Consider the following 15,454-nt stretch of genomic DNA (forward strand, 5'->3'; position numbering starts at 1 on the left):
GGTGTCAAGAGCCCCGGGCGGGCCGTCGAGGTACTGAGGGCGCCCACAGGTACTGTTCAGCCATGTCCGACTACCACGATGATCTGCGCCTGGCCCACGTCCTGGCGGACGCCGCCGACGCGGCGACCATGGACCGGTTCAAGGCCCTCGACCTGAAGGTCGAGACGAAACCGGACATGACTCCGGTGAGCGAGGCGGACAAGGGCGCCGAGGAGCTGATCCGCGGTCAGCTCCAGCGCGCGCGGCCGCGCGACGCCGTGCTGGGCGAGGAGTTCGGCAGCGAGGGCACGGGCCCGCGCCGCTGGGTGATCGACCCCATCGACGGCACCAAGAACTATGTGCGCGGGGTGCCGGTCTGGGCCACGCTGATCTCCCTGATGGTGCAGGTCGAGGGCGGCTTCGAGCCAGTCGTCGGGGTGGTCTCGGCGCCCGCGCTGGGCCGCCGCTGGTGGGCGGCGAAGGGCTCGGGCGCCTTCACCGGGCGCAGCCTGCTCTCGGCGAGCCGGCTCCAGGTCTCGCGGGTCGGCCGGATCGAGGACGCGTCGTTCGCGTACTCCTCGCTGACCGGCTGGGAGGAGCGCGGCCTGCTGCCCGGCTTCCTGGACCTGACGCGCGACTGCTGGCGGACGCGCGGCTACGGCGACTTCTGGCCGTACATGATGGTGGCCGAGGGCTCGGTGGACATCTGCGCCGAGCCGGAGCTGTCCCTGTGGGACATGGCGGCGAACGTGGTGATCGTCGAGGAGGCGGGCGGCCGCTTCACCGGCCTGGACGGCCGGCCGGGCCCGCACAGCGGTGACGCGGCGGCGTCGAACGGACTGCTGCACGACGAGCTGCTGGGCTATCTGCGTACGTAGGCCGCACCCGCCCGGTTCAAACACGGGCGCGGGAGCGAGGCGAAGCGGAGTTCCGGCTCCGCGCGCCTCTTGTTGTGTCCGCGCGGACGTGTGACGATGAGGAGCCCCACGCTTGTGAATTTGTGAATGCCTTCTCGAGGGAAGGGTGTTCACCGTTCACAGTCGCCTAGGAGGTGGCTTTCGACCATGCTCGTCCGCGACGCCATGAGCACGGTGGTCCTCACCATCGGCCCCGCGCACACCCTTCGGCAGGCCGCGCGGCTGATGTCCGCGCGCAGGATCGGCGCGGCAGTCGTGCTCGACCCCGACACCTGCGGGCTCGGCATCCTCACCGAGCGCGACATCCTCAACTCCGTCGGCGCGGGCCAGGACCCGGACCGCGAGACCGCCCACGCCCACACCACCACCGACGTCGTCTTCGCGGCCCCCGAGTGGACGCTGGACGAGGCCGCGGCCGCGATGGCGCGCGGCGGCTTCCGGCACCTGATCGTCCTCGACGGCCAGGGCCCGGTCGGCGTGGTGTCGGTGCGCGACATCATCCGCTGCTGGGCACCCGCCCGGGACCGGGCGGGCGCCCTGGCGCACTGACGGCCCGCCAGACCCCCGCGCGCGGACAGCCGGAGAGGCCGGAGCCCATTGGCGTCCGGCCTCTCCGGTTCTTTCGGCAAGCCGCTGGTGGGACGACCCCGGCCGGTGCACCGCCGTGACGGCGGATCAGCCGGCCGACGGGGTCAGCCGCGCAGGGCCTGGACCGCGGCTTCCAGCCGCTTGCCGAAGTCGGGATCCGCCTGACGGAAGTTGTTGACCGCCCGCTCGACGATGTCCTCGCGCGACACCTTGGCGATGAAGCCCGCGAGGTTGTCGACGAGGCGGCCCTTCTCCGCTTCCGACATCAGCCGGTAGAGGTTGCCCGCCTGGACGAAGTCGTTGTCCTCGGCGTGCGAGGGGGTCTCGATGTTGCCCGTGGCGCCGGTGACGGGCAGCGGCTGCCACAGCGGACGGCCGGTCTGCGCCGGACCGCCGAAGCTGTTGGGCTCGTAGTTCTTGGCGCGGCCGTGGCGGCCGTCGTAGGCATAGCCGTCGCGGCCGTACGTGCGCGCCTCGGTGGCGTGCGGGCGGTTCACCGGCAGGTGGTCGGCGTTGATGCCGACGCGGTAGCGGTGGGCGTCGCCGTAGGCGAAGAGACGGCCCTGGAGCATCTTGTCGGGCGACGGGCCGATGCCGGGGACGAAGTGCGCCGGGGAGAAGATGGACTGCTCGACCTCGGCGAAGATGTTCTCCGGGTTGCGGTTGAGCTCCAGCTTGCCGATCTCGATCGGCGGGTAGTCCTCGTGCGGCCACACCTTGGTGAGGTCGAACGGGTTGAAGCGGTACGTCGCCGCTTCGGCCGCGGGCATGATCTGCACCTGCACGGTCCAGGACGGGAAGTCACCGCGCTCGATGGCCTCGCGCAGGTCGCGCTGATGGCTGTCGGGGTCCTCACCGGCGAGCTTGTTGGCCTCGTCCTGGGTGAGGTTCTTGATGCCCTGGTCGGTCTTGAAGTGGTACTTGACCCAGAAGACCTCGCCGGCCTCGTTGTTCCACTGGTAGGTGTGCGAGCCGTAGCCGTTCATGTGGCGCAGCGTGGCGGGGATGCCGCGGTCGCCGAACAGCCAGGTCACCTGGTGCGTGGACTCCGGCGACAGGCCCCAGAAGTCCCAGACGTTGTCCGCCTCCTGCGAGCCGGTGTACGGGTCGCGCTTCTGGGTGTGGATGAAGTCGGGGAACTTGATGGCGTCCCGGATGAAGAAGACCGGGGTGTTGTTGCCGACGAGGTCGTAGTTCCCCTCTTCGGTGTAGAACTTCAGCGCGAAACCGCGGGGGTCGCGCACCGCGTCGGCCGAACCGAGGTTGCCGGCGACGGTGGAGAACCGCAGGAACGTCTCCGTCTGCTTGCCGACCTCGGAGAGGAACTTCGCCCGCGTCCACTGCGAGACGTCGCGGGTGAGCGTGAAGGTGCCGTACGCGCCGGCGCCGCGGGCGTGCACGATGCGCTCCGGGATCCGCTCGCGGTTGAAGTGCGCGAGCTTCTCCAGCAGCAGCTGGTCCTGGATCAGGACCGGGCCGCCGATGCCTGCGGTCTCGCTGTTCTGGTTGTCCGCGACCGGAGCTCCGGACTCCGTGGTCAGCGGGCCCGCATTCGTCCTGGCCTCGCCCTGAACCGACACGTTCGCCTCCGTCTGATCGTCCTGCCACCTTGGCCTGAGCCGAGATCGATCCTACATTGGACTCTGTCTAAGTCAAGATGCTTCCCATGGCGATATCGGATCCAGGGGTGGACGAGGGCCGCTGCTACGCTGGTCCTATCTGACTGATAGGTGAATGGCATGAGTGACCTGCTGGAACGGCTCCGAGGACGCGGCTGGCGGCTGACCGCGCAGCGACGCGTCGTCGCCGAGGTCCTCGACGGGGACCACGTGCACTACACGGCGGACGAAGTGCACGCCAAGGCGGCGCACCTGCTGCCGGAGATCTCGCGCGCGACGGTGTACAACACCCTCGGGGAGCTGGTCTCCCTGGGCGAGGTCCTGGAGGTGAGCACGGACGGCCGCGCCAAGCGCTACGACCCGAACGCCCACCACGCGCACCAGCACCTGGTGTGCTCCCGCTGCGGCACGATCCGCGACGTCCACCCCTCGGGCGACCTGCTCGCGGAGCTCCCGCAGGAGGAGCGCTTCGGCTTCCAGGTCGCGGCGGTCGAGGTCACCTACCGCGGCATCTGCCCGAACTGCACGTCCGCCGCCGGGTGAGGGCGGCGGGGTGAACCGGGTGAGGGCGGCCGGGTGAACACGACAAAGGCCCGGATCCTCGAGGATCCGGGCCTTTGCCCTTGAGTAGCGGGGACAGGATTTGAACCTGCGACCTCTGGGTTATGAGCCCAGCGAGCTACCGAGCTGCTCCACCCCGCGTCGGTAAACCAACCTTAACCCGCCCGGCGCAGCAGAAGCAAACGGCTCTGCTGCCGCCGGCCGGAGGGCGAGGCGCCCCGGCCGGCGGCCCTCAAGCGGTCAGCTCCTGCTGGAGCGCGTCCCGCAGCCGCGCGGCCCGCTCCGCGACCTCCGCGGGCCCCAGCCGCACGGCGCAGTCGCACCAGTGCCGCCCCTCGGTCAGGTCGCCGCGCCGCGCCGCCAGCAGGGCCAGCCGCAGCGCCGCGCGCCCGTGCCCGGCCTCCGCCGCCCGCGCCCACCAGAGCGCCGCCTCCGGCTCGCTGCCCTCGCGGGCGAGCAGCAGCCCGAGGTTGAAGGCGCCGTTGCGGCTGCCCGCCTCGGCCGCCTCGCGGTACCAGTGCGCGGCCTCGACCACGTCGCCCCGTTCGGCGACGAGCATGCCGAGCCGCACCTGGGCGCGCCGGTGCCCCTGCCGGGCGGCCCGGCCGTACCACTCCTCGCACTCCTCGTGCGCGTGGTCGTCGCGGTCGAGCAGCGAGCCGAGCCGGAAGGCCGCCTCGGCGCTGCCGCCGCGCACGGCGACTCTCAGGTGGCGCTCCGCGGCCTCCTCGTCACCGTCCCGCAGGAGGGCGATGGCGACCTGGAGGGCGGCTTCGGTGTGCCCGGCGGTGGCCGCCCGCTCGTACCACTGGAGGGCCATCCGCTCCTCGTCGCGCCCGGCGTAGAGGATGCCCAGATTGAACGCGGCGTCGACGCTGCCCGCCTCGGCCGCCTTGGAGAACCACGGCTCGGCACCGGCCGCGTCGCCGCCCTGGAGCAGCAGCACGGCCAGCGCGTTGGCCGCCTCGCGGTGCCCGGCGTAGGCGGCGCGGCGGTACCACTGCTCGGCCTGTGCGGTGCGGCCCTGCTCGGCGCAGAGCAGCCCGAGGTTGTACGCGCCGTTGACGTCACCGTGGTCGAGCGCCGTGCGGTACCAGCGCTCGGCCTCGCCGGACTCGCCGCGGTCGGCGTGCATGGCGCCCAGCGCGTTGGCGGCGTTGCCGTCGCCGTCCTGGGCGGCGCGGCGCCACCAGACGGCGGCGCTCTCGCAGTCACCGGCGTCGCGCAGCAGGAAGCCGAGCGCGCACGCGGCACGCGACTCGCCGTCCTTGGCGGAGGTCAGATACCAGCGCGCGGCCTCCTGGGTCTCGCCGCGGCCCTCCAGCAGCGTGCCGAGGTGCAGGGCGGCGCGGCGGTGGCCGCGGGCGGCTGCCTGCCGGTACCACTGCTCGGCCTCGCGGGCGGGCCCGCCGTCACGGCTGTCCGCCGCGGCGGCGCGCAGCTCGCGGACGGAGGTCTCCACACCGCCGGGGCCGGGGCCGAGGCCGCCCGCGAGCCCGCCGGCGCGGGCACGGGGCGCCCTGCCGTCCAGGATGCGGGCCAGGCGGTACGCGGCCTCACGGTGACCCCGCTCGGCGGCGGCGCGGAACCAGCGCTCGGCACCGACGTCGCTGCGGTGCTCCAGCAGGTCGGCCAGGGCGTAGGCCCCGAGCGCGTGCCCGGATTCAGCCGACTGGCGCAGCCAGTATTCGGCGGCGGGCTCGTCGCCGCGCTCGCGGTGATAGCGGCCGAGAGCGTGCGCGGCGGCGGCGGAGCCGGCGACGGCGGCGATCCGCCACCAGCCGGCGGCCTCGTCGCCGTAGCCGCGCTGGTGCAGCAGCACGCCGAGGTTGTTGGCGGCGGAGCGGTCCCCGTCGGCGGTGGCGGCCCGCAGGTGGCGCTCGGCGCCGTCGAGGTCGCCACGGCGCAGCAGGAGCGCGCCGAGCATGCTCAGGGCGGCCGGGTCACCGGCCTCCGCGGCCCGGCGGCGCGCGGTCTCCAGCTCGAGGTCGGCGGGGTCGCCCGCCTCAGCGGTCGCCGCCTGCGGCCCGTACGCCGTCAGATCCCGCTCGCTCCCGTCACCGGGAGCCTCTACAAGCCGACGTGTCTCCCACAGCCTCGTCCTGTCCCCCATAAGCCCCATCGTCGCACCACCCGCAACCCGCGTACACCTGGTATGCCGCAGCCAGTGAGGTCACTTCAGCGTTTTGTCGACTTCCCGACTTCCCGACACGACGGGGCTCCAAACTCTCCACAGAAGCCCCGCACACAACCCGCACACACCGCGCCCTCCCGGACACCTCGCGGTACTACTGACCGCTCGGACCCGGGCACACGACAAGGCCCGGAGTCCGAGGAGGACTCCGGGCCTTGTCTTTGAGTAGCGGGGACAGGATTTGAACCTGCGACCTCTGGGTTATGAGCCCAGCGAGCTACCGAGCTGCTCCACCCCGCGCCGTTGTGTGACAACCGTACCACGACGGCGCGGGGTGGATCTCCCGAAAGGGCGTCAGCTGCCCGGCTTGCCGTTCTTGTCGGAGCCGCCGGTCTCCGCCTTGGCGATCCGGTCGAGGGCGTCCTTCAGGTCCTTCTGCGCCTTGCCGTACGCACCCCAGTCCTTGTCCCCGAGCGCCTTCTGACCGGCGTCGTAGGCGTCCTGGGCGTCCTTCACAGCCTGCTTGACCGTCTGGTTCGCGGGCGGCTGGCCGGACGGCTGGCTCGGCGGCTGCTTGGTGCCGTTGTCCGGGGCCTTCCCGCCGAAGACCTCGTCGAGGGCCTCGTCGAGGGTGTCCTTGAAGGCGATCTTGTCGCCGTAGTTCACCAGCACCTTCTTGAGCAGCGGGTAATTCGTGCCCGCGCCGCGCAGATAGACCGGCTCGACGTACAGCAGCCCGCCGTCCAGTGGCACGGTCAGCAGATTGCCGTACTCGACCTCGGAATCGCCCTTCTTCCAGATGTTGATGGCATTGGCGACGGCGGCGTCACTGTTGAATTTGCTCTGCGCCTGCTGCGGACCCCAGACCGTGGTCTCGGACGGCAGCTTCAGCACTCTGATGGCGCCGTAGTCCGGGCTCTTCGCGTCGGCGTCGACGGCCATGAACGCGCCGAGGTTCGGCCGGCTCTTCGGCGTGAAGGTCGTCGTCAGCGAGAAGGTCTGCTTCTGCTGGTCCGGCATCTTCATGCTGAGGTAGTACGGCGGGACCGCGTTGCCTTCCTTGGTGGTCGGGTCGTCCGGCACCTGCCAGCGCTCGCTGCCGGTGTAGAAGGTGCCGGGGTCGGTCACGTGATAGCGGGTCAGCAGCTCACGCTGCACCTTGAAGAGGTCCTGCGGATAACGCAGGTGGTCCATCAGGTCGGAGCTGATCTCGCTCTTGGACTTCACCGTGCCCGGGAACGACTTCATCCAGGTCTTCAGCACCGGGTCCTTGGTGTCCCACTGGTACAGGCTGACCGTGCCGTCGTAGGCGTCGACGGTCGCCTTGACGGAATTGCGGATGTAGTTGACCTGGTTCTGCTGGGCCACCACCGAACGCTGTCCGGTCGTCAGCGAGTCCGCCGTGGTGTCACCGAGCGTGGTGCGCGAGGCGTACGGATAGCCGTTGGTCGTGGTGTACGCGTCCACGATCCACTGGATACGGCCGTCCACGACCGCCGGATAGGCGTCGCCGTCGATGGTCAGCCAGGGGGCGACCGCCTCGACGCGCTCCTTGGGCGTGCGGTTGTAGAGAATCCGCGAATTCTTGCCGATGGCGCCGGAGTAGAGCATCTTCGGCTCGCCGAAGGCCACGGCGTAGGCGGCGCGGTTGACCGGGTTCGAGAGGTTCACACCGCTCTTGCCCTGATAGGTGTAGCCCTTCTCGCCCTGGTCGCTGGAGTAGTCCAGCTCTGCCTGGGGGCCGCCCACGATCGAATACTGCGTGGTCTTCTCGCCGTAGTAGATCCGCTGCTCGTACTTCTTGAGCATGCCCTCGGTCGGCAGGTTCTTCTCGGTGAAGTCGGGCTCGCCCTCACCGGTGATGGAGGTGCCGTTCGCGGTGATGGCGCCGTAGCCGTGGGTGTACTTGAAGTGGTCGTTGATCCAGTTGCGCTCGGGAATTCCCTTGATGTTCAGCTCGCGCAGACCGATGACCGTGTCCTGCTCCTTGCCGTCCTTCTTGTAGCGGTCGACGTCGAGCGTGGACGGGAACTGGTAATAGCCACGCACCTGCTGTTGCTGCTGGAACGTGGGCGAGACGATATTCGGGTCCAGGAGACGCAGGCTGGCCGTGTCGTTCACGGCCGCGCGCAGCTTGTCCTTGTCCTTCGGGTCGCTCTTGCCCGCGTAGTCCTTCACATCGGTGCCGTCGATCCCGTACGCCTCGCGGGTCGCCGTGATGTTCTTCTTGATGTACGGCGCTTCCTTGGCCTGCTCATTGGGCTGGACCTGGAACTTCTGCACGATCGCCGGATAGAGCCCGCCGATCAGCACCGCGGAGAGCACCATCAGACCGAATCCGATGACCGGCAGCTGCCAGGTGCGGCGCCACAGCGTCGCGAAGAACAGCACGGCGCAGATCAGCGCGATGATGAAGAGGATCGTCTTGGCCGGCAGATAGGCATTGGCGTCGACATAGCGCAGGCCGGTCCAGCCGTCGGTCGACTTCAGCCCGCTGGACTTCACGGCCAGGCCGTAGCGGTCCAGCCAGTACGCGATGGCCTTCAGGCCCACGAAAAGACCGAGCAGCACGGAAAGATGCCCGGTGGCCGCCGAAGTGGCCCTGCCGCCGGGGCTGGTGAGCCGCAGCCCGCCGTAGAGGTAGTGCACCAGGGCGGAGGCGATCAGCGAGAGGACGACGGCCGCGAAGCCGAAGCTCAGCAGAAAGCGGTACCACGGCAGGTCGAAGGTGTAGAAGGCGATGTCCTTGTGGAACTGCGGGTCCTTCTGACCGAAGGGCACACCGTTGATCCACAGGAGCCAGGTGCGCCACTGCCCGGCCGCGGAGGCGCCCGCCACGAGCCCCACGAGCGTGGAGACCGCCAGCAGCGCCCACTTCTTGTACGGCGCGATGCTCATCCGGTAGCGGTCGAGGTTCTGCTGCTCCATCGACATCGCGCTCAGCGGCGGCCGCAGCCGGTGCGCCAGCCAGATGTTGATCCCCACCGCGAGCGTCATCAGCACGCCGAAGACGGCGAAGAGGCCGACCTTGGTGCCGAGGGTGGTGGTGAAGACGGAGGAGTACCGCACCGAGCGGTACCAGAGCCAGTCCGTCCAGAACCCGGCGAACATCACGAAGAGCATGACCAGCGCGGCCAGTACGCCCAACGTCATCAGCAGGGTCCGGATCCGCCGGGACGGGCGGCCGACTCTGATCCGTGGCCCTGTCGGGCCTCCGCCGCGGTCCGGCATCTGGAAAGCCAAGGTGCGCACCTCGAAGTTCGCTGTCAGTGGAGCTTGTCGATCAGGGCCCAGCGATCCTAGGGCCCAGTGTGGCAACTTACCGAGGCTTTACTCAGTTCCCATTTTTGGTCACTCTCAGGGCACGATATTGAGCATGTCCAGCACTTCCAGCATTCCCGACCCCGCCGACTCCTCCGAGCCCGCGCTGCCCAATACCCCCATGGCGGCCAGCCCGCTCACCCGTGCCGTGCTCGAGATCGACGAGTACGCCTCCACCCTGGGCTGGGATCAGCCCGCCCGGCTCTTCGCCCTGGTCGACACCGCCAAGCTGCGCGCCCAGGAGCCCGGCCTGGCCTCCCAGCTCGGTCTCGACGAGACCGCGCAGTCCTCGCTCACCCCGATCGAGCAGGACGAGGTGCCGGCCGGCACGGCCCTGGACAAGTTCCTCGGCACCATCGCCTGGCCGGACGCCGTGACCGGCTGCGCCCTGACCGTGGAGCGCCTGATGCTCCCGCCGTCGGCGGAAGGCACCGTGCCCAACGGGCTGAACGAGAAGCAGCTCGCCAAGTGGGTCGCCGCGCACCCGGAGCGCCAGGAGGTCCGGATGACGGTCGCGGTGCTGCGCGACGGCGCCCGCGAGTCTGCCGTGCGGCTGCGGGAGAAGGACTCCCCCACCGAGGTCCTCACCGGTGCCGACCTGGTCCCGGGCCTCGCGGAGGCCCTGGCGGCCACCTTCGAGGACTAGCCCTCGCGGCTCCGCCGCCGGGCGGGCCCGGTCACCGGGTCCGTCCGGCGGGAGGGAACTTCACGTCCGGCGGACGGAGCGCCCGGCGGGAGGGAGCGTCCGCTACTTGCCCGCCGTGCACTGCGTCAGGCCGGCCGTGTCACCCTTGCGGATCTTCTGCAGGGCGCCGAGGGCGTCCTTCATCGTGTCGACCTTGACCAGGGTGAGCCCCGAGGGCTTGTCCTTCGCGGCGGCCGCGCAGTTGTCCTTCGGCGTCAGGAAATACTGAGCGCCCTTGGAGCGCGCACCCACCGTCTTCATCTCCACGCCGCCGATCGGCCCGACCTTGCCGTTGTCGTCGATCGTGCCCGTACCGGCGACGAACTTCCCACCGGTCAGGTCGTCCGGGGTGAGCTTGTCGACTATCCCGAGGGCGAACATCAGCCCGGCGCTCGGCCCGCCGACGTCCGCCAGCTTGATGTCGATCGGGAAGGGGAAAGTGTGGTCGGTCGCGGCCTGGATGCCCACGACGGCCCTCTTGTCGTCGGTGGCCTTGGTCGTGGTGAGGGCGACGGTGTCCTCACCCTTGGGCTGCCGCTTCTCCTTCTCCGCCGCGGCCGCTTCCTTGGCCGGGACGATCAGGAAGGTGACCTTCTCGCCGGGCTGGTGCTTGGTGACCAGCTTGGCGACGTCGCCGGGCTGCTTGATCTCCGTACCGTCGACGGACTTGATCACGTCACCGGCGTGCAGCTTGCCCTCCGCCGGGCTGCCCTTGACGACGGACGACACCACGACGCGGCTGCCGACCGGGATGTCCAGCTGCTTCAGGGCAGCGACCTTGGCGCTCTCCTGAGACTGGCTGAACTCCTCGGCCGTCTCCTGGTTGAGCTCGTCGGGGCTCTTGTCGTCGGGGTAGAGCGTGCTGTGGGGGACCACCAGATTGTCGTGCCCGAGCCAGCCGGTGATCGCCTCGACCAGATTCATCCGGTACTGCGAGCCGGTCACCCGGACCGTCGTCATGTTGAGGTTGCCGGTGGTCGGATAGGTCTTGTGCCCGGAGATCTGGAGCACCGGCTCGCCGTCGTGCTCACCCAGCGTGTTGACCGTGGGGCCCGGGGACATCTCCGCGTACGGCACGGGGATCAGCACACCCACGCAGAGCAGCGCGATGAGCGTCAGGAGGGAGGCGAGCATCGTCGCAGTGCGGCGGGGCATGGAACGACAGTACGGGACGGGTCCGACAGTCCACCTTCGGGGCGGTCCGTACGGGGAAGCAGTGCGGGGCGCACCTCACGCGCGGGGGCGCCCGGGGTCATCCGAGCGCGGTTCCGGACGGCGCTAGGAGACGCCGCTGCCGGTGTCCGAGCGCTCCATCGCCTCCCGGAAGCGCGCATACCCCGCGAGCTCCGCGACATCGCCGGATTTGCGGTTGCGGGCCGCCCAAGCTGCCCAGCTTCCCCACATGACGGCGACGATGACCGCGGCGACGGGAATCAGCAACCACACGAGCGCTGCCATGCCACCCTCCCGGCCCCATGCACCACCATGACTGACTGATGAGCAGATTAATCGTCCGTTCCCTCAACGCTCACGTCAGGGGGCCGGTTACGCAACCGGGGGCGGTCCGTGAGGGGTTGACGCGAGTGACGGGAGGGGACTGTGCCACCAGTTCTTCCAGCTCGACGGCGCTACGAGCTACCTCCCCCGGACTCCGTCCGGGGGTGCCCCCAGAGGTGCCCCAGCGCTCCTGCTCGACGGCGCTACGCCCCTACCCACTCGTCCGTCCCGTCCGCGAACGTCTGGTGCTTCCAGATCGGCACCTCGCGCTTGAGGTCGTCGATCAGCCGGCGGCACGCCTCGAACGCCTCCGCCCGGTGCGGGCACGACACCGCCACCACGACGGCCAGGTCGCCCACCGACAGCTCGCCGACCCGGTGCACCGCGGCGAGAGCCCGCACCGGGAAGTCCGCGGCGACCTTCTCGGCGATCCGGCGCAGCTCCGCCTCCGCGGACGGATGCGCGGAATAGCCGAGTCCGGTGACATCCGTACCGCCGTCGTGGTCACGCACCGTGCCCACGAACAGCGCGGTGCCGCCCGCCGCGGCGTCGCCGGCGGCCGCGAAGACCTCGTCCACGGACAGCGGGGTGTCGCGGATCGCCAGCAGGCGGATCGGGTCGGTGGCGGCGAGCTCGCCGGGGTGCTCGTAGATCGGTGCCATACGGTCCATCGTGCCGCACCCGGGCGAGCGCCCGGGCATGGGTGTTCGACAGACCGCGTGCGCGCTCCACTGGAGGCTCCTCCAGCCGTACGCGGGGTGTGCACCCCGCGGGCTCCCGCTCGGCCCGCACGCGGCGCTACAGCCTGCGGCGTGCCTTGCGGGCGCGGCGCACCAGGGCGGCGGTGCCCAGCAGTGCCACGGTCGCCCCCGCGGCGCCCGCGGCGGTGGCGTCCTTGCGGCCGAGCCTGCGGCCCGCGACCGTATGGCGCCCGGCGACCTCCTCCAGCAGCTCCGCGAGGACCTCTTCGTTCGTCCAGCGCGGCCGCCAGCCCGCGTCGTGCAGCCTGCTGCCGCTGACGACCCACGGGTGCATCGTGTATTCCAGGTCGCCCGCCGGGGAGGGCGTCAGCCCCAGGCGGTGCAGCCGGGAGGCCGCGCCGAGCGCGACGGCCGAGGGCAGCTCCATGCGCCGGATGCCGGTGAGCTCCTCGACCTCCTCCTGTTCCAGCCAGCCGTCGCAGCCCACCGCGAGCTCGCCCTCGGCCTTCTCCAGGGCGGCGAACTCCAGCGCGCTCACGAGGTCCTCCACGTGGCAGAACTGCCACGTCGGCCGGGACCCGGCGACGACCAGGAGGCGGGGCGATTCGAAGTAACGCGTCAGGGCCGTGTCGGTGCCGCCGACGAGGACGGCGGGACGCAGCACCGTGACGTTCAGCCCGGGGTGCGCGCGGGGCGCCCGCCGGGCGAGCCGCTCTATCTCCAGCAGGTCGCCCACACCCGTGGCCTCCGCGGTCGCGCGCAGCTCCGCGTCCTCGGCGAGCGGCACGTCGTTGTCCGGCAGCGCGCCGTAGACCATCGCGGAGGTGCACAGCACCACGCGGTGCACTCCGGCGGCCGCGGCGGCGGTCAGCACGGTCTGGGTGCCCCGCACGTTGTAGGCGGTGCGGGCCGCCGGGTCGCCCTCCAGGTCGAGGTCGAGCGCGAGGTGCACCACGACGTCGGCGCCGCGCAGCTTCTCGGCGATCACCGGGTCCCGTACGTCCAGGACGTGCCACTGCGCCTCGGAGACGTCGCCCCGGCGCTCGTCGATGGCGACGACCTGCTTGATCTCCTCGGAGGCGGCGAGCCGCTGCGTGAGCAGCGCGCCGACGCCGCGGGCGGCACCGGTGACCGCGACGACCGGCCGACGGCGGGCATGCGGGCTCGTACTGTCACGCGCGGAACCGTTTCGCGCTGCGCGAACTTCTCGGTCAGGGGAACTCACCGGGCATCTCCAGCGGTTGTCTTCAGTACGTACGGGTCATGACACGTACGTACCAGGTGACGTCCATCCTGCCGCAGGCCCAGGGTCGGCGAAGCACCAAGCCCGGATACGGGCGGGGGTGTCTACGCTGGGTGGTGTTGTCGGGCATTCGCCGCCGGTCCTGAGAGCCGGCGGCCCTACGAGCCGAGGAAACCCGTGAGTGACACCCCATTCGGATTCGGTCTGCCGCCGGAGGAGCCGGAGAACGGCGGCGACGGCAAGAAGAAGGGCGAAGGCCAGGGCGGCCAGGGACCCGCGAATCCGTTCGGGTTCGGCGGCCCCGCGGGCGCTGGGGACAACCCCTTCGCCGCGATGTTCGGTTCCCTGAACCCGAACGACCTGGGCGCGGCCTTCCAGCAGCTCGGGCAGATGCTCTCCTACGAGGGCGGCCCGGTGAACTGGGACATGGCCAAGGACATCGCCCGGCAGACCGTCGCGCAGGGCACCGCCGACGGCGGCAAGGATGCCAGCGTCACCTCCGGTGAGCGGGCGGCGGTCGAGGAGGCCGTGCGCCTGGCGGATCTCTGGCTGGACGGCGTGACGTCGCTGCCGTCGGGTTCGGGCACGGCCGTGGCCTGGAGCCGCGCCGAGTGGGTCGAGGCGACCCTGCCGGTGTGGAAGGACCTGGTCGACCCGGTCGCCGAGCGCGTCGGCGCGGCCATGGGCGATGTGCTGCCCGAGGAGATGCAGGCCATGGCGGGCCCGCTGCTCGGCATGATGCGGTCCATGGGCGGCGCCATGTTCGGCACGCAGATCGGCCAGGCCGTGGGCGTGCTCGCGGGCGAGGTCGTCGGTTCCACCGACATCGGCCTGCCGCTCGGCCCCGCGGGCAAGGCCGCGCTGCTGCCGGTGAACATCGCGGCCTTCGGCTCGGGCCTCGGTGTGCCGCAGGAGGAGGTGCGGCTGTATCTGGCGCTGCGCGAGGCCGCGCACCAGCGTCTGTTCGCCCACGTGCCGTGGCTGCGCTCGCACCTCTTCGGTGCGGTCGAGGGCTACGCCCGGGGCATCAAGGTCGACACCTCCAAGCTGGAGGACGTGGTCGGCCAGCTCGACCCCTCGCACCCCGAGCAGCTGCAGGACGCCCTCCAGCAGGGCATGTTCCAGCCGCAGGACACCCCCGAGCAGAAGGCCGCCCTGGCCCGTCTGGAGACGGCCCTCGCGCTGGTCGAGGGCTGGGTGGACGCGGTCGTGCACGCGGCCGCCGCCCCGCACCTGCCGTCGGCGGGCGCGCTGCGCGAGACCCTCCGCAGGCGCCGGGCCACCGGCGGTCCGGCGGAGCAGACCTTCGCCACGCTGATCGGCCTGGAGCTGCGCCCGCGCCGGCTGCGCGACGCCTCCCGGCTGTGGGCCTCGCTGACGGACGCGCGCGGTCTGGAGGGCCGTGACGGCCTCTGGGAGCACCCGGACATGCTGCCGACGGCGGCCGACCTGGACGACCCGGACGGCTTCGTCCACCGCGAGCACCTGGACTTCTCCGAGCTCGACAAGATGCTGGGCGAGGCGGCCGGCGGCTCGGCCAAGCCGGACCTGAAGAAGGACTCCGGCACGGAGCCCGGCGAGGGCGAGGGTTCCGCCGACGGTTCCGGCGAGGGCGACGACAAGAAGTGAGCCTGCACGAGAACGCCGTCCTCGTCCTGAAGGAGTACGAGGACCAGCAGGAGCTGCGCGGGCTCTATCTGGACCACCTCGCCGCGCACCCGGACGGCATGTGGAAGGCGTGCGGTGCCGGGCACATCACGGCGAGCGCGCTGGTGATCGACCCGGCGGGCGGGCGCGTGCTGCTCACGCTGCACCGCAAGCTGCGGATGTGGCTCCAGATGGGCGGCCACTGCGAGCCGGGCGACAGCACGCTCACGGAGGCGGCGCTGCGGGAGGCCACGGAGGAGTCCGGCATCGCGGGTCTGACGCTGCTGCCGGGCGGCCCCGTGCGGCTCGACCGGCACCCGATCCCGGCGCCCTGCCACTGGCATCTGGACGTGCAGTACGCGGCGCTGGTCCCCGAGGGCGCCGCCCCGGCCATCAGCGACGAGTCGCTGGACCTGCGGTGGTTCGCGTACGACGAGGTGGCCGCCGTCGCGGACGCCTCGGTCGTCCAGCTGCTGGAGCGGACGCTGGCGCGGCTGGCCTAGCGGGCCGAGACATGTGTAAGGGGCGGTCGCCATTTGCGACCGCCCCTTACACATGCCGC

The 15,454-nt window shown here is 70.9% G+C and carries 13 protein-coding genes and 2 tRNA genes; 6 read left to right on the top strand and 9 right to left on the bottom strand.

Annotated features, from left to right (window positions below; all coding sequences use genetic code 11):
* Window positions 1-62: 62 nt before the first annotated feature.
* Window positions 63-857: a histidinol-phosphatase gene (gene hisN, locus ACFY1P_RS01890; protein ID WP_361535274.1), complete on the top strand. Its 795-nt coding sequence runs from the start codon at window positions 63-65 to the stop codon at window positions 855-857.
* Window positions 858-1,043: 186 nt separating this feature from the next.
* Entirely contained in the window at window positions 1,044-1,445 is a 402-nt protein-coding gene (locus ACFY1P_RS01895) for a CBS domain-containing protein (RefSeq protein ID WP_361535277.1), read from the top strand.
* 143 nt (window positions 1,446-1,588) lie between these two features.
* Here the strand turns inward: ACFY1P_RS01895 and ACFY1P_RS01900 are convergent, their stop codons facing one another.
* On the bottom strand, window positions 1,589-3,064 hold the full coding sequence (locus ACFY1P_RS01900) for a catalase (RefSeq protein ID WP_361535280.1): 1,476 nt from the start codon (window positions 3,062-3,064) through the stop codon (window positions 1,589-1,591).
* Window positions 3,065-3,223: 159 nt separating this feature from the next.
* On the opposite strand from ACFY1P_RS01900, the gene ACFY1P_RS01905 reads away from it, so the two are divergent.
* Window positions 3,224-3,646 (top strand): Fur family transcriptional regulator, encoded by a 423-nt coding sequence (locus ACFY1P_RS01905; RefSeq protein ID WP_361535283.1) that lies wholly within the window; start codon window positions 3,224-3,226, stop codon window positions 3,644-3,646.
* An 85-nt stretch (window positions 3,647-3,731) separates the two neighbouring features.
* Here ACFY1P_RS01905 and ACFY1P_RS01910 read toward each other — a convergent pair.
* The 4 genes from ACFY1P_RS01910 to ACFY1P_RS01925 form a co-directional block, all read right to left on the bottom strand.
* Window positions 3,732-3,805, bottom strand: a tRNA-Met gene (locus tag ACFY1P_RS01910).
* A gap of 91 nt (window positions 3,806-3,896) precedes the next feature.
* A complete protein-coding gene (locus tag ACFY1P_RS01915; protein ID WP_390749348.1) occupies window positions 3,897-5,786 on the bottom strand; it encodes a tetratricopeptide repeat protein in 1,890 nt (629 codons plus the stop codon).
* Window positions 5,787-6,024: 238 nt separating this feature from the next.
* Window positions 6,025-6,098, bottom strand: a tRNA-Met gene (locus ACFY1P_RS01920).
* Window positions 6,099-6,152: 54 nt separating this feature from the next.
* Window positions 6,153-9,029 (bottom strand): UPF0182 family protein, encoded by a 2,877-nt coding sequence (locus tag ACFY1P_RS01925; protein WP_361527157.1) that lies wholly within the window; start codon window positions 9,027-9,029, stop codon window positions 6,153-6,155.
* A gap of 145 nt (window positions 9,030-9,174) precedes the next feature.
* On the opposite strand from ACFY1P_RS01925, the gene ACFY1P_RS01930 reads away from it, so the two are divergent.
* Window positions 9,175-9,765 carry a PPA1309 family protein gene (locus ACFY1P_RS01930; RefSeq protein WP_390749349.1) on the top strand — a complete coding sequence of 197 codons (591 nt, stop codon included), beginning with the start codon at window positions 9,175-9,177 and terminating at the stop codon, window positions 9,763-9,765.
* Window positions 9,766-9,867: 102 nt separating this feature from the next.
* Here the strand turns inward: ACFY1P_RS01930 and ACFY1P_RS01935 are convergent, their stop codons facing one another.
* The 4 genes from ACFY1P_RS01935 to ACFY1P_RS01950 form a co-directional block, all read right to left on the bottom strand.
* On the bottom strand, window positions 9,868-10,959 hold the full coding sequence (locus ACFY1P_RS01935) for a PDZ domain-containing protein (RefSeq protein WP_361527120.1): 1,092 nt from the start codon (window positions 10,957-10,959) through the stop codon (window positions 9,868-9,870).
* A gap of 123 nt (window positions 10,960-11,082) precedes the next feature.
* On the bottom strand, window positions 11,083-11,262 hold the full coding sequence (locus ACFY1P_RS01940) for a hypothetical protein (protein WP_116215901.1): 180 nt from the start codon (window positions 11,260-11,262) through the stop codon (window positions 11,083-11,085).
* A 242-nt stretch (window positions 11,263-11,504) separates the two neighbouring features.
* Complete coding sequence (locus tag ACFY1P_RS01945; RefSeq protein WP_390749350.1) at window positions 11,505-11,972, bottom strand: molybdenum cofactor biosynthesis protein MoaE; 468 nt, start codon at window positions 11,970-11,972, stop codon at window positions 11,505-11,507.
* A 127-nt stretch (window positions 11,973-12,099) separates the two neighbouring features.
* Window positions 12,100-13,227 (bottom strand): SDR family oxidoreductase, encoded by a 1,128-nt coding sequence (locus ACFY1P_RS01950; protein ID WP_361527125.1) that lies wholly within the window; start codon window positions 13,225-13,227, stop codon window positions 12,100-12,102.
* Window positions 13,228-13,422: 195 nt separating this feature from the next.
* Here ACFY1P_RS01950 and ACFY1P_RS01955 point away from each other — a divergent pair, with 195 nt between their 5' ends.
* Both ACFY1P_RS01955 and ACFY1P_RS01960 read left to right on the top strand, forming a co-directional pair.
* Window positions 13,423-14,874, top strand: coding sequence for a zinc-dependent metalloprotease (locus tag ACFY1P_RS01955; protein ID WP_361527127.1), 1,452 nt, complete (start codon window positions 13,423-13,425; stop codon window positions 14,872-14,874).
* Window positions 14,871-15,395: an NUDIX hydrolase gene (locus ACFY1P_RS01960; RefSeq protein ID WP_390749351.1), complete on the top strand. Its 525-nt coding sequence runs from the start codon at window positions 14,871-14,873 to the stop codon at window positions 15,393-15,395. The genes ACFY1P_RS01955 and ACFY1P_RS01960 overlap by 4 nt, the downstream gene beginning before the upstream one ends.
* Window positions 15,396-15,454 lie beyond the last annotated feature (59 nt).

Source organism: Streptomyces sp. NPDC001407 (genome assembly GCF_042895325.1).
In the GTDB taxonomy this organism is placed as follows: Bacteria; Actinomycetota; Actinomycetes; order Streptomycetales; family Streptomycetaceae; genus Streptomyces.